Annotated in this window: 22 protein-coding genes; 8 read left to right on the top strand and 14 right to left on the bottom strand. The window is 62.8% G+C overall.

Annotation, left to right across the window (positions count from 1 at the left end; all coding sequences use genetic code 11):
* Positions 1 to 10: 10 nt before the first annotated feature.
* Positions 11 to 742, top strand: a complete 732-nt coding sequence (locus G3572_RS04165; RefSeq protein WP_354003984.1) for a hypothetical protein — start codon at positions 11 to 13, stop codon at positions 740 to 742.
* A gap of 36 nt (positions 743 to 778) precedes the next feature.
* Here the strand turns inward: G3572_RS04165 and G3572_RS04160 are convergent, their stop codons facing one another.
* From G3572_RS04160 to ccmI, 3 genes are read right to left on the bottom strand one after another with little or no spacing between them, the layout of a single operon-like run.
* Positions 779 to 1,009 (bottom strand): DUF1289 domain-containing protein, encoded by a 231-nt coding sequence (locus G3572_RS04160; RefSeq protein ID WP_164609388.1) that lies wholly within the window; start codon positions 1,007 to 1,009, stop codon positions 779 to 781.
* On the bottom strand, positions 1,006 to 1,491 hold the full coding sequence (ruvX, locus tag G3572_RS04155; protein ID WP_164609387.1) for a Holliday junction resolvase RuvX: 486 nt from the start codon (positions 1,489 to 1,491) through the stop codon (positions 1,006 to 1,008). Before ruvX ends, G3572_RS04160 begins: the two co-directional genes overlap by 4 nt.
* A complete protein-coding gene (gene ccmI, locus G3572_RS04150) occupies positions 1,488 to 2,714 on the bottom strand; it encodes a c-type cytochrome biogenesis protein CcmI (protein ID WP_164609386.1) in 1,227 nt (408 codons plus the stop codon). Before ccmI ends, ruvX begins: the two co-directional genes overlap by 4 nt.
* 241 nt (positions 2,715 to 2,955) lie before the next feature.
* On the opposite strand from ccmI, the gene G3572_RS04145 reads away from it, so the two are divergent.
* From G3572_RS04145 to G3572_RS04125, 5 genes are all read left to right on the top strand, one after another.
* Entirely contained in the window at positions 2,956 to 4,203 is a 1,248-nt protein-coding gene (locus tag G3572_RS04145; protein WP_164609385.1) for a sarcosine oxidase subunit beta family protein, read from the top strand.
* Between the two features lie 70 nt (positions 4,204 to 4,273).
* Positions 4,274 to 4,702, top strand: coding sequence for a hypothetical protein (locus tag G3572_RS04140; RefSeq protein ID WP_164609384.1), 429 nt, complete (start codon positions 4,274 to 4,276; stop codon positions 4,700 to 4,702).
* Positions 4,703 to 4,780: 78 nt separating this feature from the next.
* Complete coding sequence (locus G3572_RS04135) at positions 4,781 to 5,104, top strand: sarcosine oxidase subunit delta (protein ID WP_164609383.1); 324 nt, start codon at positions 4,781 to 4,783, stop codon at positions 5,102 to 5,104.
* A complete protein-coding gene (locus G3572_RS04130) occupies positions 5,101 to 8,106 on the top strand; it encodes a sarcosine oxidase subunit alpha family protein (RefSeq protein ID WP_164609382.1) in 3,006 nt (1,001 codons plus the stop codon). The genes G3572_RS04135 and G3572_RS04130 overlap by 4 nt, the downstream gene beginning before the upstream one ends.
* The gene (locus G3572_RS04125) at positions 8,099 to 8,647 is read left to right on the top strand and encodes a sarcosine oxidase subunit gamma (RefSeq protein ID WP_164609381.1); all 549 of its coding nucleotides are present in this window, start codon (positions 8,099 to 8,101) and stop codon (positions 8,645 to 8,647) included. The genes G3572_RS04130 and G3572_RS04125 overlap by 8 nt, the downstream gene beginning before the upstream one ends.
* A gap of 70 nt (positions 8,648 to 8,717) precedes the next feature.
* Here the strand turns inward: G3572_RS04125 and gluQRS are convergent, their stop codons facing one another.
* The 6 genes from gluQRS to gyrA form a co-directional block, all read right to left on the bottom strand.
* Complete coding sequence (gene gluQRS / locus G3572_RS04120; protein WP_164609380.1) at positions 8,718 to 9,578, bottom strand: tRNA glutamyl-Q(34) synthetase GluQRS; 861 nt, start codon at positions 9,576 to 9,578, stop codon at positions 8,718 to 8,720.
* Positions 9,566 to 10,897 carry a methylenetetrahydrofolate--tRNA-(uracil(54)-C(5))-methyltransferase (FADH(2)-oxidizing) TrmFO gene (gene trmFO / locus G3572_RS04115; RefSeq protein ID WP_164609379.1) on the bottom strand — a complete coding sequence of 444 codons (1,332 nt, stop codon included), beginning with the start codon at positions 10,895 to 10,897 and terminating at the stop codon, positions 9,566 to 9,568. Before trmFO ends, gluQRS begins: the two co-directional genes overlap by 13 nt.
* A 48-nt stretch (positions 10,898 to 10,945) precedes the next feature.
* The gene (locus tag G3572_RS04110; RefSeq protein WP_164609378.1) at positions 10,946 to 11,296 is read right to left on the bottom strand and encodes a DUF6614 family protein; all 351 of its coding nucleotides are present in this window, start codon (positions 11,294 to 11,296) and stop codon (positions 10,946 to 10,948) included.
* Between the two features lie 96 nt (positions 11,297 to 11,392).
* Positions 11,393 to 12,097 (bottom strand): hypothetical protein, encoded by a 705-nt coding sequence (locus G3572_RS04105; RefSeq protein WP_164609377.1) that lies wholly within the window; start codon positions 12,095 to 12,097, stop codon positions 11,393 to 11,395.
* Between the two features lie 86 nt (positions 12,098 to 12,183).
* On the bottom strand, positions 12,184 to 12,519 hold the full coding sequence (locus G3572_RS04100; RefSeq protein WP_164609376.1) for a hypothetical protein: 336 nt from the start codon (positions 12,517 to 12,519) through the stop codon (positions 12,184 to 12,186).
* Positions 12,512 to 15,229, bottom strand: coding sequence for a DNA gyrase subunit A (gene gyrA / locus G3572_RS04095; protein ID WP_164609375.1), 2,718 nt, complete (start codon positions 15,227 to 15,229; stop codon positions 12,512 to 12,514). Before gyrA ends, G3572_RS04100 begins: the two co-directional genes overlap by 8 nt.
* Positions 15,230 to 15,422: 193 nt before the next feature.
* Here gyrA and G3572_RS04090 point away from each other — a divergent pair, with 193 nt between their 5' ends.
* Positions 15,423 to 15,692, top strand: coding sequence for an usg protein (locus G3572_RS04090; RefSeq protein WP_164609374.1), 270 nt, complete (start codon positions 15,423 to 15,425; stop codon positions 15,690 to 15,692).
* A gap of 68 nt (positions 15,693 to 15,760) precedes the next feature.
* Complete coding sequence (locus G3572_RS04085) at positions 15,761 to 16,498, top strand: SDR family oxidoreductase (RefSeq protein WP_164609373.1); 738 nt, start codon at positions 15,761 to 15,763, stop codon at positions 16,496 to 16,498.
* Positions 16,499 to 16,507: 9 nt separating this feature from the next.
* Here G3572_RS04085 and G3572_RS04080 read toward each other — a convergent pair whose 3' ends face one another.
* The 5 genes from G3572_RS04080 to G3572_RS04060 form a co-directional block, all read right to left on the bottom strand.
* Positions 16,508 to 16,798 carry an ArsR/SmtB family transcription factor gene (locus tag G3572_RS04080; protein ID WP_240335443.1) on the bottom strand — a complete coding sequence of 97 codons (291 nt, stop codon included), beginning with the start codon at positions 16,796 to 16,798 and terminating at the stop codon, positions 16,508 to 16,510.
* 193 nt (positions 16,799 to 16,991) lie between these two features.
* Complete coding sequence (locus G3572_RS04075) at positions 16,992 to 17,912, bottom strand: ABC transporter permease (protein WP_164609371.1); 921 nt, start codon at positions 17,910 to 17,912, stop codon at positions 16,992 to 16,994.
* The gene (locus tag G3572_RS04070; protein ID WP_164609370.1) at positions 17,905 to 18,912 is read right to left on the bottom strand and encodes an ABC transporter permease; all 1,008 of its coding nucleotides are present in this window, start codon (positions 18,910 to 18,912) and stop codon (positions 17,905 to 17,907) included. The genes G3572_RS04075 and G3572_RS04070 overlap by 8 nt, the downstream gene beginning before the upstream one ends.
* A gap of 106 nt (positions 18,913 to 19,018) precedes the next feature.
* Positions 19,019 to 20,719, bottom strand: a complete 1,701-nt coding sequence (locus tag G3572_RS04065) for a peptide ABC transporter substrate-binding protein (RefSeq protein ID WP_164609369.1) — start codon at positions 20,717 to 20,719, stop codon at positions 19,019 to 19,021.
* Entirely contained in the window at positions 20,716 to 21,780 is a 1,065-nt protein-coding gene (locus G3572_RS04060; protein WP_164609368.1) for an ABC transporter ATP-binding protein, read from the bottom strand. Before G3572_RS04060 ends, G3572_RS04065 begins: the two co-directional genes overlap by 4 nt.
* Positions 21,781 to 21,834 lie beyond the last annotated feature (54 nt).

Raw genomic sequence — 21,834 nt, 5'->3', positions numbered from 1 at the left:
GGGCTGCAAGGTGAATGACAGGGGCTGGCGAAAACTGGGGCCGGATCCCGCGCTGCGCGCCTGGGCAGAGGCGGCGCTGCCGGTCGCGCGCCAAGAGATCGCGGCCAGCCCCGAGCCGTGGCGCTGTGGCGGGACATGGTTTGTCGGTGTGGACGCTCTGCCGAATGCTGCCGATGGCTCGGTCGGAGCCTGTGCCTTTCCTTGGCAGGCCTTGCCCGTGGCTCCGCGCTCCTTGCACAGGGCGCAGCTTTCGGTGATCCGGCCGGGCTATCCGCAGCCCTCTGAAGAGGAAAGCGCAGCCGCTTTTGCGTTCCGCCAAAAGCGCGCGGCAGCACATCTCGACGGGCTGCTGCCCATCGGTCCCGACCGCCGCCGCATGATCCGCGAGCCGCATGCCTGGATTCTGGGTGTGCCGCTTACGTCGGTGCGCGCGGCCCCGCTGGTCGTCTGGGAAGGCAGCCACCGGATCATGGCCGAGGCCTTGCGCCAAGCCTTGCGCCCGCACCCGCCAGAAAGCTGGGCCGATATCGACATCACCGATGCCTATCAGGCGGCCCGCGCCGAGGTGTTCAGAACCTGCGCCCGCGTGGAACTGCCTGTGGTGCCCGGCGAGGCCAGTTTGCTGCATCGTCTGACCGTGCATGGTGTTGCGTCATGGAGCGGCACGGAGCGTGAAGACCGGATCATCGCCTATTTCCGACCGATGCTGGCTTCGGTCGCCGAGTGGATCGCGCAGCCCTGACGGCCCGTCTTCAGCGCAGGCGGGGCAGACCCTTGCCTAGCCTTGAAGACGCGCGCTGCGACCGCCGCGGCGCTTGGCGACCAGAGGCGCGCGGGACGGCAGCTCTGCCATGATGCTGCGGCGCGTGTCCGGGCTCAGGCGCGACCACATCGTGATTTCGTCGATGCTACGCAGGCAGCCGACGCAGAGGCGCGCCTCGGGGTGGACAACGCAGAGTTTGACGCAGGGCGACTCGATCTCGTCGCGTTTCCAGATCTCGTCGGTCACAGATCACCCTGCCTTGCTGTCATGTAGCCCATGCGGTCCAACGCCCCTTGCAGGATATAGCTGGCCGCGACCTTGTCGATCACCTCTTTGCGACCTTTTCGCGACGTATCCGCCTCTAGCAGCGCGCGTTCGGCGGCGACGGTGGACAGGCGCTCATCCCAGAAGGTGATTGGCAGGGGGGTCAGTTTTTCGAGGTTGCGGGCAAAGGCGCGTGTTGACTGCACGCGGGGCCCTTCGCTGCCATCCATATTGAGCGGCAGGCCGAGGATGATGCCTGTCGCACCGCGCGCCGCAAGCAGCGCGAGCAGCCGTCCTGCGTCCAGCGTGAACTTTTCACGACGGATCACTTCAACAGGTGTGGCGACCTGACGGCGCAGGTCGGAGAGGGCGACGCCGATGGTCTTGTCGCCCAGATCAAGCCCCGCGATACCGCCGCTTCGCGGCAGCACGGCCAGAAAGTCGGTTATGTCGGTCAGGATCATTCGGCGACCCCTGCCTCGACTGCGGCCTGGCGCAGACCCGAAAGCTCTACCGTGCGGCCGGCGAAGCGTTGTTGCGCTTCGGCGTAAATCTCGCGTGCCTGTTCCATACGTCCGATCTGGGCGAGCGAGGTGATCAGCCGCGCCCATTCTTCCGCCTCGCCGCCCTGCTGGGCAAGGCGTGCGCCAAGCTGTTCCACCATGCCTTCGATCATCGCCTGCCGCTCTTCGGCGGTCATCTCGCTTGCGGCGGCGACGTCGGCGGCACTTGGTCCGCGTCCGGCAGTGGCAGGCGGCAGGGTGAAGGGCACCCCGGCGCGCGCGGCAACGTCGGTGATCTGCGCGCGGATCGGGTCGATCCAGGGCGCGTCTGGCGGGCTTTCCTGCAGCAGGCGGTTCCACAGGATGAAGGTGCGGTCGAAGCGGCCGACCTGAGCAAACATGGTGCCGGTGTAATAGCGCGCTGTGCCGTTTCTCGGGTCTGCCTCAAGCGCTCGAACCAGCGCGGCTTCTGCTTCGGGCGAGACATAGCCACCCGCCGACATGATCAGCAATTCGGCATGGGCGGCATGATCCTCGGCAGTTGCCTCGGCCCCTTTGAGCGCAAGGATTGCTTCCTGCGCAGCGGTGGCTGCGGCCAGATTGCCCAAGGCAGCTTCGTTGCGGGCCAAAAGTTCCAGCCCGCGCAGATCATCGGGGCGGTCCTGCACGGCTTGTCGCAATTGCACCATGAGTTCCAGAAAGGACGGATCGACGTCCTGACGCGTGGGCAGGGCGGGCAGTTGCGCTATCGCCTCGGCCTGAGACGGACGGTTTGCCAGCAAGTCGTCGGACAGGGCAAAGCGCTGCGCGAGCGGCAGATCAGGGTAGCCAGGCGCGCCAAGGTGCCAGTAGACGGCGACAGAGCCCGCCAGAACCGCGACCATGAGTGCCGCCATGCCGCGCCCGCCCTGTGCCTTGCCGACGGGCGCGGCCACGCGCGCGGCACGGTCGGCATCGAGCAGGCGGCGCTGGATTTCGGTGCGGAGCCGCGCGCCTTCGTCGGCGGGGATTACGCCGCGCGCGATGTCACGTTCGATTTCAGTCAACTGGTCGCGATAGACGGCCAGATCAAAGTCTGCTGTCGGGCGTTCGGCCTCGGGCGCGCGCCGCATGGCGCGCATCAGTGTCGCGACGACGCCAGCCACCAGCAGCGCCGCCGCCGCCCAAAATCCCCACACCGCCATGTCTGTGTCCCCATCACTGCGCCAGCCTCCATGTAAGCGTTATGTGCTTTGGACAAAAGGCGGGAATTGGCCGCAGGTGGGCAGGCAGGCTTCTGCCCTCACGGCGGTGTGACAGGCGCCTGCCTGCCAATCGGCGGGCATGTCGCAATTTTCCCTGTTGTGCCGCTTGGGGCGGAGGCGCGTGGCCGCTTTGGGTCCAGTAAGGATGCCAGAAGCGTGCCGTTGCCAAGGGACTGATCCGATGAAGCGTTATTCCGTCTTTGCCATCGCGCGTGAGGCGCTCAACCACCATCAGGGATGGGAGAGGGCTTGGAAATCGCCGCTGCCCAAAGCCTCGTATGATGCGATCATCATCGGTGCGGGGGGGCATGGGCTGGCAACGGCCTATTACCTTGGCAAGAACCACGGCATCCGCAATGTCGCCATCATTGAAAAGGGCTGGCTGGGGGGCGGCAACACCGGCCGGAACACGACGATCATCCGGTCGAACTATCTGCAGGACCCGTCTGCGGCGCTGTATGAAAAGGCGCGGTCGCTGTATGAAACGCTGAGCCAGGAGCTGAATTACAACATCATGTTCAGCCCGCGAGGGCTTTTGATGCTGGCGCAGACCCATCACGAGGTGCGCGGCTATCTGCGCACGGTGCATGCCAACAACCTGCAGGGTGTGGCGACCGAGTGGATCACGCCGGAGCGGGTCAAGCAGCTGGTGCCGATCATCAACATCGACGGTCCGCGCTATCCGATTCTCGGCGCGCTCTATCAGGCGCGGGGCGGCACGGCGCGGCACGACGCTGTGGCTTGGGGCTATGCGCGGGCCTGTTCCGACATGGGGATGGACATCATCCAGCAATGCGAGGTGACGGGCATTCGTTCGGAAAACGGGCGGGTGACGGGTGTGGAGACCACGAAGGGCTATATCGGCACCAAGAAACTCGGCATCGTGGTTGCCGGCCATTCGGGGCAGGTTGCCGACATGGCTGGTTTCCGCCTGCCGGTGGAGTCGATGGCGCTTCAAGCGCTCGTCTCGGAACCGATCAAACCTTGTATGGACGTGGTTGTGATGGCCAACACGGTGCATGGTTACATGAGCCAGTCCGACAAGGGCGAGATGGTGATCGGGGGCGGCACCGACGGGTTCAACAACTATACCCAGCGCGGCTCTTTCCACCACATCGAGGAAACGCTGCGGGCGCTGGTTGAAACTTTCCCCATGATTTCAAGGCTCAAGATGTTGCGTCAATGGGGCGGCATCGTGGATATGACCGGGGATCGCTCGCCTATCATCTCGAAAACCCCGCTGGGGAATTGCTTCATCAACTGCGGTTGGGGCACCGGCGGCTTCAAGGCGATTCCGGGTTCCGGCTGGGCGATGGCCGATCTGATGGCGCGTGGCGAGCCGGGACCATTGGCGGCGGAATTTGACATGTGGCGCTTCCGCGAAGGCCGTTTCATCGATGAATCGGTGGCTGCGGGGGTTGCACATTGATGGTTTGTTGGAACCAAATGGGGGGTGACGCTGTTCCTATTGCAATCAGACATTGCAAGGAGGACCAGACATGTCCGACGCGTATAACTCTACCACGAAGACCACCACGCCGGGTTATGGCAACCCGGGTGCCGCACCTTATGCCGGTGCAACTCACACGACCCACATCCGCGAGACCCGCGAGTCGACCAACTGGTTTGCATGGCTCCTTGGCGGGGCGGTCGTTGCGGTCGGCATCGCCGCGCTTGTCTACGGCGGCAGCGGCACCAGCACGCAGACCCAACCGGGCGCGACCGGTAACAACGTCACCATCGAAGCGCCTGCCACCGCTCCGGCTGCCGATGCGCCTGCTGCGCCTCTCGCACCCGAAGCTCCGACTGCCATCACGCCTGAAGCAACCGCTCCGGCTGCTGATGCGCCTGCCGCTGACGCGCCTGCCGTTGCCGACCCTGTCGCTCCGGCTCCCGAAGCCGCTCCGGCTGCGCCGACTGGCAACTAAGCTTTATACTCTCTCCTCCCCCAAACTGTCGGGCGGGTGCTTTGCTGCACCCGCCTTTTTCACGTTCGAAGGTGCGCCATGCTGATCCTTGAATGCCCGTATTGCGGCGTAAAGGCCGAAGAAACCGAACTTTCTCCCGGTGGAGAGGCGCATCTGAAACGCTTTGGCCCCGGATCATCCGATGATGAATTCGAAGCCTATATGTTCGCCCGCAAAAACCCCAAGGGTGTGCATTGTGAACGGTGGCGGCATGCCTATGGCTGCGGCAAGTGGTTTTTGGCCGCACGCTGCACCGCGACGCTGGAGGTGTTCGGCACCTACCTTGCGCAGACCGCCGAACCCCCAGCCGAAATTGTCGAGAAAATCAAGGCCAAGCGCCCAGAGTGGAAGGGCTATTCATGAGCACGCGTCTCAAATCCGGCGGGCGGCTGATCGATCGCTCTGCCCCGGTGGAATTCACGTTCAACGGCAAGCGGCTGCGCGGCTGCGCGGGCGACACGCTGGCATCGGCCCTGCTTGCCAATGACCAGATGCTGGTCGGGCGCTCGTTCAAATACCACCGGCCGCGCGGCATTGTGGCCAGCGGCGCGGAAGAGCCCAATGCTTTGGTCAATCTGGGGCAGGGGCCGCGGCTGGAGCCGAACCAGCGCACCACCACCACCGAGCTTTTCGACGGGCTGGAAGCACGCAGCCAGAACCATTGGCCCAGTCTCGAGTTCGACATCGGGGTGGTCAACAACTACGCCGCGCGTTTCCTGCCGGGCGGGTTCTACTACAAGACCTTCATCCACCCTCGTGCGGCGTGGAAGCACTTTTTCGAGCCGATCATCCGCCAGTCGGCAGGTCTTGGCTCTGCCCCGAAAGATCGGGATGCAGACCGGTATGAACAGGCCTATGCGTTCTGCGATCTGTTGATCGTGGGCGGGGGAATTGCCGGGCTTCAGGCTGCGCTGGTGGCAGGCCGTGCCGGTGCACGGGTCTGGCTGGTGGAGCAGACGGCCCATTGGGGCGGTCGCGCGCCGGTGGACGGGGATGTGATCGACGGTCTGCCAGCGGCAGACTGGGTTGAACGCAGCGTCGCGGCCTTGATGGCGATGGACAATGTGACCTTGCGCCTGCGCTGCATGGCGGCAGGGTCCTATGACCACGGTTATGTGCTGCTCGACGAAAAGATCGCCGATCACACGCCGGGTGACGGGCGTCCGAAGCACCGGCTTTGGCGGATGCGCACGGGCAAGATCCTTGCCGCAACGGGTGCGATCGAGCGGCCGCTGTCCTTTGCGGGCAATGACATTCCGGGCGTCATGCTGGCTGGAGCGGTGCGTGATTATGTCGTGAACTGGGCAGTATCGCCGGGCGACCGCACGGTGGTTGTGACCAATAACGACGACGCCTATCGCACCGCCATTGCCTTGCACGAGGCCGGTCTGGAGGTGGCTGCCGTGATCGACGCGCGGGCGGCTGCCAATGGCGCTTTGCCCAGTCGTGCGCGCGCCCTTGGCATTCGGGTAGAAACCGGACGCGCGATTGCCAAGGTCAAGGGCGGCAAGCGGGTTGAAGGGGTCGAGATCTGCCTGCAGGCGGGCGAAGGCTCTGCGAGCTCGAGCCTGCCCTGTGACGCGGTCGCCATGTCGGGCGGCTGGTCGCCTGTGGTGCATTTGTGGAGCCATTGCGGCGGCAAGCTCATCTGGGATGAGGAGCAGGCGATGTTCCGGCCCGATCCGGCTCGTCCGCCTTTGCATCAAGATGGCAGCGCCATGGTGATGGCGGCAGGCGCAGCAAATGGGGCCTTGCGCGATGCGCTGGCCGATGCCCATGCCCAAGTCAATATTGCCTTGCAAGCCCTTGGCTTTGCAGCAGCATCATCAGACGCACCAGCGCATACCGTGCCGGACGAGGCACCATTGGAACCGGTCTGGGTGATGCCGCAGGGGGCATCTGTCGCCCTGCGCAGCAAGATGTGGCTGGATTACCAGAACGACGTAAAGGTCTCCGACGTGCAGCTTGCCGCGCGTGAAGGCTATGAAAGCGTCGAACACACCAAGCGCTATACCACGCTCGGCATGGCGACCGATCAGGGCAAGCTGAGCAATATCAACGGTCTGGCCGTGCTTGCCGACAGCCTTAACACCGCGATTCCGCAGGTTGGCACCACGACCTTCCGCCCGCCCTATACGCCAGTTCCTCTGGGGGCTTTGGCGGGCGAGGCGCGGGGCGAAATTTTCCAGCCGCTGCGCAAGACGCCCATGCATGGCTGGCACGAGCGTAACGGGGCCTATTTTGAACCCGTCGGCCATTGGCGGCGGCCGTATTGCTTCCAGCGCGCCGGTGAAACCGTGCATCAGGCGGTGGAGCGCGAGGTGAAGAACACCCGGCAAGCTCTTGGTTTTCTTGATGCTTCCACCCTTGGCAAGATCATCGTCAAAGGTCCGGATGCCGGACGTTTCCTTGATATGCTCTACACCGGCGTGATGAGCACTCTGCCCGTCGGCAAATGCCGCTATGGTCTGATGTGCAATGAACAGGGCTTCCTGTCGGATGATGGCGTGGTGGCGCGCATCGACGAAGACACATGGCTGTGCCACACCACATCGGGCGGCGCGGACCGGATCCATGCCTGGATGGAAGACTGGCTGCAATGCGAATGGTGGGATTGGCAGGTGTTCACCGCCAATGTGACCGAGCAATATGCGCAGGTGGCGGTTGTCGGCCCCAATGCCCGAAAGGTGCTGGAACGGCTGGGCGGGATGGACGTCTCGCGCGAGGCCTTGCCCTTCATGGCATGGCGCGACGGCACTCTGGGCGGCTTTCCCTGCCGTATCTACCGCATCAGCTTCTCGGGCGAATTGTCCTATGAAATCGCGGTGCCCGCGAGCCACGGCGCGGCCTTCTGGGAGGCGCTGCACAAGGCGGGGGCCGAATTCGGTGCGATGCCCTACGGCACCGAGGCGCTGCACATCATGCGGGCCGAAAAGGGCTTCATCATGATCGGCGACGAAACCGACGGCACCGTTATTCCGCAGGACCTCGGGCTGGATTGGGCGATCTCCAAGAAGAAGGCCGATTATCTGGGCAAGCGCGGGCAGGAACGCAGCTTCCTTGCCAATCCCGATCGCTGGAAACTGGTCGGGTTCGAGACGCTGGACGGATCGGTGATCGAGGATGGCGCCTATATTCCCGATCACGGCATGAACCCCAACAACCAGCGCAAGGTGCAGGGCCGGGTGACCTCGACCTATCATTCCCCGACTCTGGGCCGCGGCATCGCGCTTGGTCTGCTGCGTCAGGGGCCGCAGCGCATGGGCGAGGTGGTGGAGTTTACAAAGCGCGACGGTGGCACCACCAAGGCGCGTGTGGTCGAGACGGTGTTCTTTGACAAGGACGGAGAAAAGCAGAATGTCTGATCCGGTCAGCGCGCTTGGCGGCGCAACGTTCGAAGGGTTTGCATCGGTGCGTGAGATCGGCCCCTTGGGCATGATCACCCTGCGCGCCAAGGCCGGCACCGCCGGTTTGGAGGCGGCTGTGCACGCGGCCACCGGATGCGCGCTGCCGGCGCAGCGACGGATCGTCCGGCAGGGTGACAGGGCCGCTGGCTGGATGAGTCCGGATGAGTTTCTGCTGATCCTGCCCTATGGCGACGTGGCGGCTGCGTTGGCGGGTATCGCGCAGGCGCTGCAAGGCCAGCACCATCTGGCTGTGGATGTTTCCGACGCCAGAGCGGTGTTCCGGATCGAGGGCGCGAAGGCAGATCAGGTGCTGCGCAAGCTGTCGCCGGTGGACTTCGACCGGCTGGAGCCGGGCGAGTTGCGCCGCAGCCGCGCCGCACAGGTTGCCGCGGCCTTCTGGGCCGAGGACGGGGGGTTTACACTGGTGTGCTTCCGGTCAGTCGCCGCCTATGTGATGGGGCTGCTGAGCACCTCCGCCCAGCCGGGCTCGGAACTCTAGCCGGTGCGGGCGGGGGATTTCCACCCCGCGCCCTCGGAGCGTGTTTGTGAACGGTACAAGGCGCGGGGGGTCAAAGACCGACCATGCGGCGTATGTCTTGCGGGGTGGCACCTTCGGCCCTGTACTTCGACAAGGCACGGGCATCATCGCGCTTGGCCAATCGTTTGCCCGTTTCATCGCGGATCAGGCGGTGATGATGGTAGGTCGGGGTAGGCAGGCCGAGCAGGCCTTGCAGGATGACCTGAACCGGGGTGAAGTCGAAAAGGTCTTCGCCCCGCACCACATGTGTGATGCCATGATCGGCATCATCCAGTGCCGAGGCGAGGAAATAGGCCACGATGTTCTCCCCCTTGCGCGAAAGCACCACATCACCGATCTGGGCCTGTGCCAGAGCGGGATTGATGTTGTGAGTTCCAGCATGGGTCGGGCCCGTCTCGACAAATCGCGCGGTGCCGATCTGCTCGAGGGCGGCGGCAAGGTTGAGCCGCAGCGCATCGCCCGGCTTGCGTGAGGCCATCGTCCGGCTGCGGCAGGTGCCCGGATAGGTCTGGTGGGGCACACCTTCCTGCGGGGCGGCAAGCGCCGCGCGGATATCGGTGCGGCTGCAGCCACAGGGGTAGAGCAGCCCCCGCGCGGCCAGTGGCTCCAACCGGCGGTTATATGCAGCGATATGGTCCGACTGGCGGTGGATGGGCCCGTCCCACCGCACCCCGAGCCAGGCGAGATCGTCGAGGATCTGCGCCTCGAACGCATATTTGCTGCGTTCGCTGTCTGTGTCCTCCATCCGCAAGAGGAAGCTGCCTTGGGCGGCGCGCGCCAAGTCATGCGCAAGGAGCGCCGAATAGGCATGGCCCAGATGCAGCGGGCCCGTGGGCGAAGGCGCAAAGCGGGTGACAAAGGCCCACGCAGCAGGCGCGCTCAGCCCAGCCATGCCGTGAAGGCCGCCTTGGCACGGTCGGTGTAGGCCTTGTAGCGGTCTTTCCGGCCACGACGCCCGCCCCGTGCGTCAATTGGGGGGAAAAGGCCAAAGTTCACGTTCATCGGCTGGAAGGTTTTTGCCTCGGCCCCACCGGTGATATGGGTGATCAGGGCGCCGCTTGCCGTTTCGGGCGGCGGGGGGGGCAGCGTTTCGCCCCTCATCTCGGCGGCGGCCATGCGGCCCGCGATCAGCCCCATCGCGGCGCTTTCGACATAACCTTCCACGCCGGTGATTTGCCCGGCAAAGCGGATATGCGGATGCGATTTCAGCCGCATCTGATCGTCCAGAAGCGTGGGCGAATTGATGAAGGTGTTGCGGTGAATGCCGCCCAGACGTGCGAAGCTTGCCTCCGTCAGTCCGGGAATCCGTTTGAACACATCGGTTTGCGCGCCATATTTCATCTTGGTCTGGAAGCCGACCATATTGAAGAGCGTGCCAAGCCGGTTGTCACGGCGCAGTTGCACCACGGCATAGGGCTTAGCGTCCGGCTGGTGCGGATTGGTCAGCCCCACCGGCTTCATCGGGCCAAAACGCAGGGTTTCGCGCCCGCGTTCCGCCATCACTTCGATGGGAAGGCAGCCGTCGAAGTAGCCAGCCGTCTCCCCCTCTTTAAACTCTGTCTTGTCGGCGGCGAGCAGGGCGTCGATGAAATCCTCATACTGATCGCGCGTCATCGGGCAGTTGATATAGGCGGTCTGCTCTTCCAACGTTTCGCCCTTGTCATAGCGCGATTGCATCCATGCGACCGACATATCGACAGTATCGGCATAGACGATCGGCGCGATCGCATCGAAGAAAGCCAAGGCCTCGGCCCCTGTCGCGCCGCGAATGCTGTTTGCAAGCGCGCCGGATGTCAGCGGACCGGTCGCGATGATCCAGTGTCCGTCCGCGGGCAGTTCGGTGATTTCTTCGTAGGACACCGAGATCAGCGGATGCGCCATGATCCGCGCTGTCACGCTTTCAGCGAAAGGGTCTCGGTCAACAGCCAGTGCGCCCCCGGCGGGCAGGCGGTGGGCCGCCGCCTGTTCCATGATCAGACCCTGTGCCGCCCGCATTTCCCAATGCAACAGGCCCACGGCATTGCTTTCGTGGTCATCCGAACGGAAAGAGTTGGAGCAGACCATTTCGGCAAGATGCCCTGTCCGATGGGCAAAAGTGCCAACAGCGGGGCGCATTTCGTGGATGACCACAGGGATGCCTTGCTGGGCAGCCTGCCATGCGGCCTCTGATCCGGCCATTCCGCCGCCGATGATGTGAAGTGTCTTGCTCATGCGCGGGAGATATCCCGCGCCCCGCCCGCTTTCAAGCTGTGGATTGCGTCAGATAAGCGCGATCCTTTCGCGTTGCGCAGCGTCGGGGTAGGGGCGGTAAAGCCCGATTTCGACCGAGGCAATCATCTGATGCATCAGATCATACCGCCGGGCCGCATCGTCATCGACGGTGGCGAGGGCGACAAAGGCATCGTCCAGCGCGGCCATGCCCGGCACTTCGATCTCGAGCAGGAAGTCTGGGTGCGCGCCGGAGGCAAGCCCGAACTTGCGCCGCATCAGTCGCCAGCCGGAGATCAGCCCGCGTGTCTGCAGGTATGTCATCCAGCCGTCAACGGCTTTGGCAAAGGCAAGCGCGCGGCAATCCTGCCGCAGTTCGATCATACAGTGGTAAAGGTTCATGCTGCATCTCCTCTGGCTGACGAGGATAGGGGCGCAACATGTGCAAAGGCTTAACGGGCACCGGGCAGCGCTCTGCGCGCCGCCCGGTTGCAGTGGTCAGCCGCCCGGCAGCAAATCGAGAATGCTGCGGTTGCCGAAGGTCGCACCGTTCTTGGCGCCGAAGTTCACTTTGACACCGACCCCGACATAGGGGTCCGCGCCATAGCCCTTGATGCGGCCACGGCCCAACTCTCCAGTGAGGTTCAGACCGGGCAAAGCGGCAACCTCGCCGGTGACGGCAAACTTGGCGGCATCGGCCCCCTCGACCTTCAACTGGTCAAAGCGCGCACCCACCGTCACGGCATCCGAGATCACATAATCTCCCTTCAAGCCAAAGACCGTGCCATCCTTGCCGCCATCTTTAGCAATGGTCACGAAGGCTTCTGTCTCGAACATGCCCATCTGGTGTGCCACTTCAACGCCATAGTAGTTCAGGTTGCGCCCGTCGATATTGTCACGCCCGATAAAGGCCCCCAAAGAGGTGCTTTCGTTCAGGTGGTAAATGCCGTGCAGACCAACGCCGGTGTTGCTGAGGCCGGTGGCGTCGAACTTGCTGTAGGCAAAGTCGCCCTGCAGGGCGATGTCGGGCGTCAGTCCGAATTCCAGCGCGCTGCCAAAGGACAGTTTGTTGACGTCGGTTGCGGGGCTGCTGCCGAAAAAGGTTGAATAGCCCAAAGAAAGCGAGCCGCCGTTGGCTTCAAATGCTTGCACGGCCGATGCGCACAAGACACCGGCCAAGGCCAGGGAAAGGGTCTGCTTCATAGTCGCCTCAAGATGTTATTACCGCGCATTTCTTGCGCTTCGCGGACAGGATACGCCCTAAGCACCCCCGGAGTAAACGCGCGGCATCAGTCCTGTCGGTTTTGTGATCCGGCGGCCACAGGCCTGGCGACGGCAAAGCTGGCCGCACGATGCGCCGCAGCAAAAGCCGCGGGATCGCTGACATCAAAGCCAAGCTCCGACGCCTTTTCGAAAAAACCGCGCGCGGGAAGGCCGCCAGACAAGCGCGCCTCGCATAGAGACGCGCGCAGGGGGCGGCCCGCGCGCGCGTCTTGTTCCATCAGGCTTTCCAGCGCGGACGTCAGCTCCGCCATGCGCCAGCCCAGATCACGGGCAAGCGCGCCGTAGGTAATCGTCTGGCCCGAGGCGGCAAGCGCCCCGAGCGCAGAGACCAGATCACTCATCGCCCTGTTCGGCCACACGGGCCACCGAGACGACGAATTCCTCGCGCCCCACGTTGAATACACGCACCCCGCCCGCCGAGCGCGAGCGGAAGCTGATCTGATCCACCGGAACGCGGATCGATTGGCCGGTGCTGGTCGCCAGCATGATCTGATCGGACATCTCGACAGGGAAGGAGGCCACAAGCCGCCCGCCGCGCATCGCTTTGTCCATCGCCATCACGCCCATGCCGCCTCTCCCGCGCACCGGATAACCGTGGCTGGACGAAAGCTTGCCCGCTCCGCCTTCGGTGATGGTCAGGATCAGATCTTCCTGTGCCGACATCTCGGCATAGCGCTCTGGCGAGAGTTGGCCCGCCTGAACCGTCTCTTCTTCCTCGTCCGTCTCTGCCTCGTCGTCATTTGCTCCGGCCATCAGACGGCGTTGCTTGAGATAGGCTTCGCGCTCTTCGGGTGTGGCTTCGAAGTGGCGGATGATCGCCATCGATACCACCTTGTCACCTTCGGCCAGACGGATCCCGCGCACGCCGGTGGAGCCGCGCGACTTGAACACGCGGATTTCCTGCGTTGAAAAGCGGATGGCGCGGCCGAGGGCAGTCACCAGCATCACATCGTCATTCTCGTCCGCAATCGCCGCGTTCACAAGGCTGACGCCCTCGGGCAGTTTCATCGCGATCTTGCCGTTTCGCATGACGTTGGTGAAGTCGCTCAGGTCATTCTGCCGCACATCGCCATCGCTGGTGGCAAAGACGATTTGAAGGGTTTCCCAATCGGCCTCTGGCACATCGACAGGCATCAGCGCCGCGATGGAAACGCCCGTCTGGATCGGCAGGATGTTGACAATCGCCTTGCCCTTGGCGGTGCGGCCCGCAAGCGGCAGACGCCACGTCTTGAGCTTGTAGACCATGCCATCGGTGGTGAAGAACAAAAGCCACGTGTGCGTGTTGGCGACGAACAGGGTTGTCACCACGTCGTCTTCCTTGGTCGCCATCGAGGACAGACCCTTGCCCCCCCGGTTCTGCTGGCGGAATTCCGCAAGCGGGGTGCGTTTGATATAGCCGCCCGAGGTGATCGTCACGACCATGTCTTCACGTTCGATCAGATCCTCGTCTTCCATATCGCCGGCCCAGTCGACGATTTCAGTGCGGCGCGGCACGGCGAACAGCTGCTTCACTTCACGCAATTCGTCCGAGATGATCGCCATGATCTTCTCGCGCGATCCCAGAATCTCGAGGTATTCCTTGATCTTGCGGGCCAGTTCTTCCAACTCGTCCGTGACTTCCTTGACGCCGAGCGCGGTCAGGCGCTGCAGACGCAATTCCAGAATGGCGCGGGCCTGAACCTCGGACAGGTTGTAGGTCCCGTCCTCGTTCATCGTGTGGCTGGGATCGTCGATCAGCAGGATATAGGGCGCGATATCGGCGGCGGGCCAACGGCGCGTCATCAGTTTTTCACGCGCTTCCGCCGCATCGGCCGAGGCGCGGATGGTGCGCACCACCTCATCCACATTCGAGACGGCGACCGCCAGACCGCAAAGGATATGGCTGCGCTCGCGCGCCTTGCGCAACTCGAACGCGGTGCGGCGGGCCACCACCTCTTCGCGGAACGTAATGAAATGGGTCAGGAAATCGCGCAGCGTCAGTTGTTCAGGCCGCCCGCCATTCAGCGCCAGCATGTTGCAGCCGAACGACGTCTGCATCGGGGTGAAGCGGAACAACTGGTTCAGCACCACATCGGGCGTGGCGTCGCGTTTCAGTTCGATCACCACGCGGATGCCGATCCGGTCGGATTCGTCGGCAACGGCTGCGATGCCTTCGATCCGCTTTTCGCGCACCAGTTCGGCAATCTTCTCGATCATCGCGGCCTTGTTGACCTGATATGGCACCTCGTCGACGATGATCGCATAGCGGTCTTTGCGGATCTCTTCGATATGGGTCTTCGAGCGGATAATGACCGACCCGCGCCCTTCCAGATAGGCCTTGCGCGCTCCAGACCGGCCCAGAATGGTCGCACCCGTCGGGAAATCCGGCGCGGGGATGATTTCCATCAATGCCTCGGACGACAGATCGGGATTTTCGATCAGCGCCAAGGTGCCATCGATCACCTCGCCCAGATTGTGCGGCGGGATGTTGGTGGCCATGCCCACGGCGATACCGCCTGCGCCATTGACCAGCATGTTGGGAAAACGGGCGGGCAGGACGGTGGGCTCTTTATCCTTGCCGTCATAGTTGTCCTGAAAATCGACGGTTTCCTTGTCGATATCCGCCAAGAGGAAAGCTGCCGGCTTGTCCATGCGCACTTCGGTGTAGCGCATGGCGGCGGCGGTATCGCCATCCATCGAGCCAAAGTTGCCCTGACCATCGAGCAACTTGAGGGACATCGAGAAAGGCTGCGCCATCCGCACGAGGGCATCGTAGATCGCCGAGTCGCCGTGGGGGTGATATTTGCCCATCGTGTCGCCCACCGGACGCGCCGATTTGCGGTAGGGCTTGTCATGGCTGTTGCCGGTTTCACTCATCGCGAAAAGAATGCGCCGATGAACGGGTTTGAGGCCGTCGCGCAAATCAGGAATGGCTCGGCTCACGATCACGCTCATGGCGTAGTCGAGATAGGCCGCCTTCATCTCTGCCGCGATGTCGATCTGCGGGCCGGAATGCGCAGGCCGCTCTGGCATTTCGTCTTTGATATCAGTGTCTTCGGGTGTGTCGCTCATGCGCTCGGTGCCTTCCTTGCGGGGGGGCTATATCTTGTTGCGCCGACCTTACACCAAGCAAGGGATGGGGTGCAATGCCGCCCCGACCGGCACATTGGCAGCCGCGCGTCTTGTGTGCTAGCAAATTGAAATCATTGATTATTAATCTGGCTTTGGCATGCTTTCAGCGGGGGAGGCTGAAACGGAGACTCAGATGGAAAGACGCGAAACCGAACTGATGCTCAAAGGCTATGGATTGACCACAGCGGAAATGCTGTACCGGATGCCGGATTATCGAAATGTTCTCAATACCTTCGTCTGGCAGGACTATGATCTTGCCCCCGATTATCCGCGCTTGTTCAAGTTTATCGAATATTGGCAGGAAAAGATCGAAGGCCCGCTGCATTCGGTGCGCTTCAGCCACAAACGGCTGATCGGGCCGAACGAATGGCGCAATGTGGTGGGAGAGTTCAAGCTGCATTGAACGCGGTGCCTCTGGCCCATGCCCCGAACGCCCGCTAAGGTTCGCCCCGTAAAAGGGAGGAGCTTTGCATGACACAGCGCAGTATTCTGGTCACAGGGGCAGGGTCGGGCATCGGACGCGCGACGGCGCGGGCTTTCATCGCGGCAGGTTGGCGCGTCGCACTGGCGGGCAGGCGCGAGGGTGCTTTGCGCGAAACGGCTGGCACACATGATGCCTTGGTGCTGCCGATGGACGTCACAGACCCCGCACAGGTGGACAGCGGCTTTGCGTTGCTTGAGGCTGAATTTGGCCGGCTGGATGTCCTGTTCAACAATGCGGGCATGTCCTTGCCCGGCAAACCGATTGACGAGATTGCCGTCGAGGATTGGCTTGCTCTGTCGAATGTGAACATCACCGGCATGTTTCTTTGCGCCCGCGCGGCTTTCGGTCTGATGCGGCGGCAGGCACCGCAGGGCGGGCGGATCATCAACAATGGCTCCATCAGCGCAGATCGCCCGCGCCCGGGTTCGGCCCCCTACACCATGTCGAAACATGCCGTGACGGGGCTGACCAAAACGCTGGCCGTGGACGGGCGGCGGTTTGACATCGCCTGTGGCCAGATCGACATCGGCAACGCGGCCAGCGAGATGACGGCGAGTTTCTCGGTGGGGATGCCGCAAGCCAGTGGCGAGATCCGCCCCGAGCCGGTGATGCCGGTGGTCCATGTGGCCGAAGCGGTGCTGCACATGGCAAACCTGCCGCTGGATGTGAACGTGCCGTTCATGACCATCATGGCGCGCGACATGCCCTATCTGGGCCGGGGATGATGCCCCCGATCAGACCGCGTCCGGTTTGCAGAACAGGTCATACATAAGCGCGATCGTGCGGCTTACCTTCGGGTCTTGAATGGCATAGTGGATCGCCTTTCCCTCGCGGCGGCAGGACACAAGCCCTTCAAGACGCAGGCGCGAGAGTTGCTGGCTGACAGCGGCTTGTCTGCTGTCAAGCAGACGCTCTAGTTCTGTCACCGTCTTTTCGCCCGAAGAGAGGTGGCACAGGATCATCAGCCGCCCTTCATGGCTCAGCGCCTTGAGGAAGCTTGCCGCCATCGCCGCCTGAACTTCCATCGCGGCAGGCGGCAAGCTGTCACATCCCGGTGCCTCGCGGACCTGGGCGGCGTCGCCGGCGGCTGTCAGCCTGTCAAGTGACATGGTCGCATCCTGCAAAGAGCTGCATCACAAGACCCTTATGTAGTGCAGGAGGGGGGCTACAAACAAGAGTATCCCGTTCTCGACCCGCCGCACTGCCCGTTTGCGTCGCTCAGCGCCCCCTGATCCGCGGGTCAAGCGCATCGCGCAGCCCATCGCCGATGTAGTTCACCGACAGCACGGTGAGCGAAATGGCGATACCCGGCCACATCACCCGTTCGGGATATTGTTGAATGTAGTCGACACCATCAAACAACAGGCGACCCCAGGTCGGAAAATCGGGCGGGAAACCCAAACCAAGGAAAGACAACGCGCTTTCGGTGATGATGGCGCTTGCAATCCCAAGGGTCGCCGACACCATGATCGGGCTGACAACATTGGGCAGGATATGACGCAGGATCATCCGGCGGGGCGGCGTCCCGATCGACCGTGCCGCCAGCACGAATTCGCGTTCTTTCAGCGCCAGCACTTCGCCCCGTACGATCCGCGCGGCCTGCATCCAGCTTGTCACCCCGATGGCAAAGACGATGAGCAAAAAGGTGCCGCCCTCTGGTCCCATCGCGCGGGCCAGCGGATCACGGAACAGCATCACCATCACAAGCAACAGGGGCAGCAACGGCAGGGCAAGGAACAGATCTGTCAGCCGCATCAGCGGCCCGTCCAGCCGCTTGAAATAGCCTGCCATCACGCCGACCAGCGTGCCAAGCAAGATGGAAATGGACATTGCCACCATGCCGACAGCGATGGAAACCTGCCCGCCCTTCATCATCCGGGCCAGCATGTCGCGGCCAAGCTGGTCGGTACCCAGCGGGAACTCCCAGCTTGGCGGCTTGTTGCGCGTCTTGATCATCTCGGCGGCATTGGGGTTGATGTAGGTCGGGTCCTTTGTCCAGATGAACGGCCCGAGGCTGACGAAGAACACCAGCCCGATGAACACGGCCAGCCCGATCACAGCGCCCTTATGGGTCTTGAACTGTGCCCAGACATCGGCCCACTGGTTGCGCGGCTTTTCGATGACAGATGTATCAGTCATAGCGGATCCTCGGGTCGAGCAGGCCGTAAAGGATGTCGGCGATCAGGTTGAACAGCACGATCAGCACGGCAAAGATGAAAGTCAGCGTCTGCACCATAGGCAGGTCAGAGCCTTGGATGGCGTTGATCAGGAGAGCGCCCAGACCGTTCACCTTGAACACCTGCTCTGTGATGATCGCGCCGCCAAAAATCGAAGGGATGCCAAGCGCGATCACGGTGACGACGGGGATCAGCGAATTCCGCAGCACGTGTTTAAGGACCACTACCCGCTCGGGCATGCCCTTTGCGCGGGCGGTGCGCACATAATCCTGCCCGAGGTTTTCCAGCATGGACGAGCGCATGTAGCGGCTGATCTGCGCCGCGTTATACAGCGCAAGCACAGCCACGGGCATGGCCATCTGCTTGACTTGCAACAGGAATGTATCCCAGTCCCGCACCCGCAAACTGGTGTCGTAAATCGAGGGGAACCAGCCGAGGTTGACCGAAAACACAAGGATCAGCACGACGCCGGTGAAGAAAGTCGGCACCGAAAAGCCGATCATCGCAAAGAAGGTGCCAACCTGGTCGAACCAGCTGTACTGGCGGTAGGCCGAATAGATGCCGATGGGCAGCGCGATCAGTACACCGACAACATAGGCAGAGCCGACCACGGTCAGCGTTTGCGGCAGGCGCTGCCAGATGATGTCCATCACAGGGCTGCGCGATTGCCAGGAGACGATGCGCTGCATGCCCTCGGACCAGTTGGTGCCGAAGATGCCATCCAGCATGACCAACGGTTCGACCCAGAAAAACTGTTTGAGCCAAAGCAGATAGCGCACATACACAGGCTCGTTGGCCCCCAGCGCCTCGATCATCTTCAGCCGCACTTCGGTGGGTATGGTCAGGGGAATCTGGCTCATGGGGGAGCCGGGCGCGAAATCGACCAGCAGAAAGATGATCAGACTGATGAACAGAAGCGTCGGAATGGCAAGCAAAAGCCGACGGATCGTATAGGTGAGCATGGGCAACGCCTCTGGTCAGCGGTCCAAGATTGAAACGGAGCGGGGGGAGGGAAAATGAGGGGGCAGGGCCCGGCCGCAAATGCGCCGAGCCCCGCCTGATGTCAGATTACTGGACGCGGTGCCAGTCCTCGACGTTCCACAACTCGGTGTCCCAGACGTTCAGGTCAACGCCGCCAAGGCTGTTCGAGTGGGCCGACAGGCGGCCACGGTGCACCAGCGGAACGATGGTGTAGCTGTCCTTGGTCAGCATGTCGTTCAGCTTCTTGGCGATGCCCTGACGTTCCGTCGGGTCGGTCGAGGCGGCGAAGGTGCGCACCAGTTCGTCATAGGCCGGATCGCAGAACCGGTTCACGTTCTCACCCTGCCACTGGGTCTCGGGGCGCGGGGCCTTGTCGCACAGGTAGTTTGACAGATAGGCTTCGGGGTCGGTGCCGTCAAAGTTGTTGGCATACATTTCGACATCGGCATAGAACTTCTGGAAGGTGTCGGGCGAACCCGGGTCACCGCCGAAGAACACGCCGGCATCGACTGCCTTCAGTTCCACATCGACGCCCAGTTCATTCCACCAGCTTTTCACCAGCGCCTGGAAGTCCTGACGGACCGGGTTGACCGAGGTCTGATACAGAAGCTTCAGCGGCACTCCATCCTTTTCGCGGATGCCGTTGGCTCCGACGGTCCAGCCTGCTTCATCCAGAAGTGCCTTGGCGCCTTCCATATCCTGATTGACGCAATCGGTGTTATCCGAGGCCCATGCCTCCGGAGCAGGAACCAGATTGCAGGTCACGCGTCCGGCTTCGCCGTAGCCCACCTCGACCAGAAGGCCACGGTCGATTGCCATCGAAAGGGCCTTGCGCACGCGGATGTCCGAAAGGATCGGGTGCGGGTGCTTGGTGGTCGAGCGCTCGCCTTCGGGCAGGCTGGGGGAGGGGTCGGTCATGTTCATCTCGATCCGCTCGACCAGCGTGCCGAAGCCGGAGACGAACTTGCCCTTGCCGCCTGCATTCATCTGCGCTTGCAGCTCGGGGTTGATCTGGGTGTTCCAGGCATAGTCGAACTCGCCGGTTTCCATCACGGCGCGGGCCGCGCCTGCTGCGTCGCCGCCGCCCTTGACCGAGACGGTCGCGAACTTGGGCTTGTCAGCGTGGCGATAATTGGGGTTTGCCTCAAGCTCTACGGTGTCGTTCACCTTGAAATCGGTGACGCGGAACGGGCCGGTGCCGATGGGGGCAAAGTTGGCTTCGGTGCAGGTCGGGGCTGCGGCGCCGATGCAGGCCTCGAACTGCGCCTTCTGGATGATGGGCGAGGTCGCGCCGACAAAGGCGGTATAGGGGTTGGGCTTCGGCCCGGTGAAGGTGACCTTCACGGTCAGATCGTCCAGAGCCTCGACGCTGGCGATGCCTTCATACTTGGCGCCTTGGGCGCAGCCACCCTCGGGATGGGTGCAATATTCATAGGAAAACACCACATCCGCCGAGGTAAAGGGCGTGCCATCGGCCCAGAGGATGCCGGGTTGCAGTTTCCATGTGATGCTGGTCTGGTCCGCGGACACGCCGCCATTGGCCAGCGTCGGAATCTCGGCGGCAAGGCGCGGGAAAATCTCGCCCTTGCTGTCATAGCCTGCCAGCGGTTCCAGCACGAGGCTGCCCACCTCGATATCCTTGGTGCCGCCCGACAGATAGGCGTTCATGATCGAAACGGCCTGCGAATAAAGGATCTTCACGTTGCCGTCGCTGCCGCGTTCCGCAAAGGCGGCTGGCGCGAAGGCCAGACAGGCGGCTGCGCCCAGAAGGGCGGTTTTCAGTTTCATAGGGACTCTCCTTGTTGTGAGCGCTCTTTGGCCTCGGTTGCGCCGGTTGACCCGGCTGTCATGCTGTCACTGGAATAAAGGTGGCAGGCCACCATGCGGCCCGGCTCTACCTCTACCAGATCGGGTTTCACGCTGCGGCAAAGGTCCATGACCTTTGGGCAGCGGGTGCAGAAATTGCAGCCCTTGGGCGGGTTGGCGGGCGAGGGCACATCGCCCTGCAATACGATGCGGTTGCGGGTCTGCGCGCGCGACGGGTCGGGTTCCGGCACCGCCGACAGAAGCGCCTCGGCATAGGGATGCAGCGGGCGCGCATAAAGCGCATCGCGCGGGGAAAGCTCGGCGATCCGGCCCAGATACATCACGGCCACACGATCCGCGATATGGCGCACCATCGACAGGTCATGGCTGATGAAAAGGTAGGTCAGGCCCAGCTTTTCCTGCAAATCCTCGAGCAGGTTGACCACCTGCGCCTGGATCGAGACATCGAGCGCCGCAATCGGCTCGTCGCAGACAATAAAGCGCGGGTTCAAGGCGAGCGCACGCGCAATCCCGATGCGCTGGCGCTGCCCGCCGGAAAATTCATGCGGGAAGCGGTTTGCAAAGCGCCGGTTCAGACCGACGGCATCCATCAGTTCATAGATGCGGGCCAGTTTTCGGTCGGCGTTCCAATCGGTGTGCTCGTTCAGCGGCTCGCCGATGATATCGGCAAGCGTCATGCGCGGGTTCAGGCTGGCCTGCGGGTCCTGGAAGACCATCTGCATCTGCGGGCGCGCCTTGCGCAGATCTTCGGGCCCGAGGCTCGCCACATCCGTGCCATTGATGACGACGCTGCCGTCCGTAATCTCGTAAAGCCGCAAAAGGGCGCGGCCCACTGTGGATTTGCCACAGCCGGATTCGCCAACCAGGCCTAGCGTTTCGCCGGGCATGATGTCGAAACTGACCCCGTCAACCGCTTTCACGTCACCGGTGTGGCGGCGCATCAGGCCGGTGTAGATCGGAAAATACATCTTGAGCCCACGCACCTGCACAAGCGGGGCCTGTGATTTTGCGGCATCAAGCATGGTGGCCTCCGCAATCGCCTGCGCGGCCGCGTTGGAAGGCGGCGGCGGGTCTCA

Origin of the sequence: Pseudotabrizicola algicola (genome assembly GCF_010915705.1) — a bacterium.
In the GTDB taxonomy this organism is placed as follows: domain Bacteria; phylum Pseudomonadota; class Alphaproteobacteria; order Rhodobacterales; family Rhodobacteraceae; genus Pseudotabrizicola; species Pseudotabrizicola algicola.
The sequence above is the reverse complement of the archived record's forward strand: the minus strand, read 5'-3'. Positions and strand labels throughout refer to the sequence as shown.

Excerpts from the sequence above, each read along its gene's own strand:
- ruvX (WP_164609387.1), bottom strand. The coding sequence starts at position 1,491 with ATGATCCTGACCGACATAACCGACTTTCTGGCCGTGCTGCCGCGAAGC.
- G3572_RS04100 (WP_164609376.1), bottom strand. The coding sequence starts at position 12,519 with ATGAGTGATCTGGTCTCTGCGCTCGGGGCGCTTGCCGCCTCGGGCCAG.
- G3572_RS04065 (WP_164609369.1), bottom strand. The coding sequence starts at position 20,719 with ATGAAACTGAAAACCGCCCTTCTGGGCGCAGCCGCCTGTCTGGCCTTC.
- G3572_RS04135 (WP_164609383.1), top strand. The coding sequence starts at position 4,781 with ATGCTGATCCTTGAATGCCCGTATTGCGGCGTAAAGGCCGAAGAAACC.
- G3572_RS04085 (WP_164609373.1), top strand. The coding sequence starts at position 15,761 with ATGACACAGCGCAGTATTCTGGTCACAGGGGCAGGGTCGGGCATCGGA.
- G3572_RS04075 (WP_164609371.1), bottom strand. The coding sequence starts at position 17,912 with ATGACTGATACATCTGTCATCGAAAAGCCGCGCAACCAGTGGGCCGAT.
- G3572_RS04140 (WP_164609384.1), top strand. The coding sequence starts at position 4,274 with ATGTCCGACGCGTATAACTCTACCACGAAGACCACCACGCCGGGTTAT.
- G3572_RS04105 (WP_164609377.1), bottom strand. The coding sequence starts at position 12,097 with ATGAAGCAGACCCTTTCCCTGGCCTTGGCCGGTGTCTTGTGCGCATCG.
- G3572_RS04145 (WP_164609385.1), top strand. The coding sequence starts at position 2,956 with ATGAAGCGTTATTCCGTCTTTGCCATCGCGCGTGAGGCGCTCAACCAC.
- G3572_RS04070 (WP_164609370.1), bottom strand. The coding sequence starts at position 18,912 with ATGCTCACCTATACGATCCGTCGGCTTTTGCTTGCCATTCCGACGCTT.
- G3572_RS04060 (WP_164609368.1), bottom strand. The coding sequence starts at position 21,780 with ATGCTTGATGCCGCAAAATCACAGGCCCCGCTTGTGCAGGTGCGTGGG.
- trmFO (WP_164609379.1), bottom strand. The coding sequence starts at position 10,897 with ATGAGCAAGACACTTCACATCATCGGCGGCGGAATGGCCGGATCAGAG.
- ccmI (WP_164609386.1), bottom strand. The coding sequence starts at position 2,714 with ATGGCGGTGTGGGGATTTTGGGCGGCGGCGGCGCTGCTGGTGGCTGGC.
- gyrA (WP_164609375.1), bottom strand. The coding sequence starts at position 15,229 with ATGAGCGACACACCCGAAGACACTGATATCAAAGACGAAATGCCAGAG.
- G3572_RS04130 (WP_164609382.1), top strand. The coding sequence starts at position 5,101 with ATGAGCACGCGTCTCAAATCCGGCGGGCGGCTGATCGATCGCTCTGCC.
- G3572_RS04090 (WP_164609374.1), top strand. The coding sequence starts at position 15,423 with ATGGAAAGACGCGAAACCGAACTGATGCTCAAAGGCTATGGATTGACC.
- G3572_RS04125 (WP_164609381.1), top strand. The coding sequence starts at position 8,099 with ATGTCTGATCCGGTCAGCGCGCTTGGCGGCGCAACGTTCGAAGGGTTT.
- G3572_RS04110 (WP_164609378.1), bottom strand. The coding sequence starts at position 11,296 with ATGAACCTTTACCACTGTATGATCGAACTGCGGCAGGATTGCCGCGCG.
- G3572_RS04080 (WP_240335443.1), bottom strand. The coding sequence starts at position 16,798 with ATGGAAGTTCAGGCGGCGATGGCGGCAAGCTTCCTCAAGGCGCTGAGC.
- gluQRS (WP_164609380.1), bottom strand. The coding sequence starts at position 9,578 with ATGGCTGGGCTGAGCGCGCCTGCTGCGTGGGCCTTTGTCACCCGCTTT.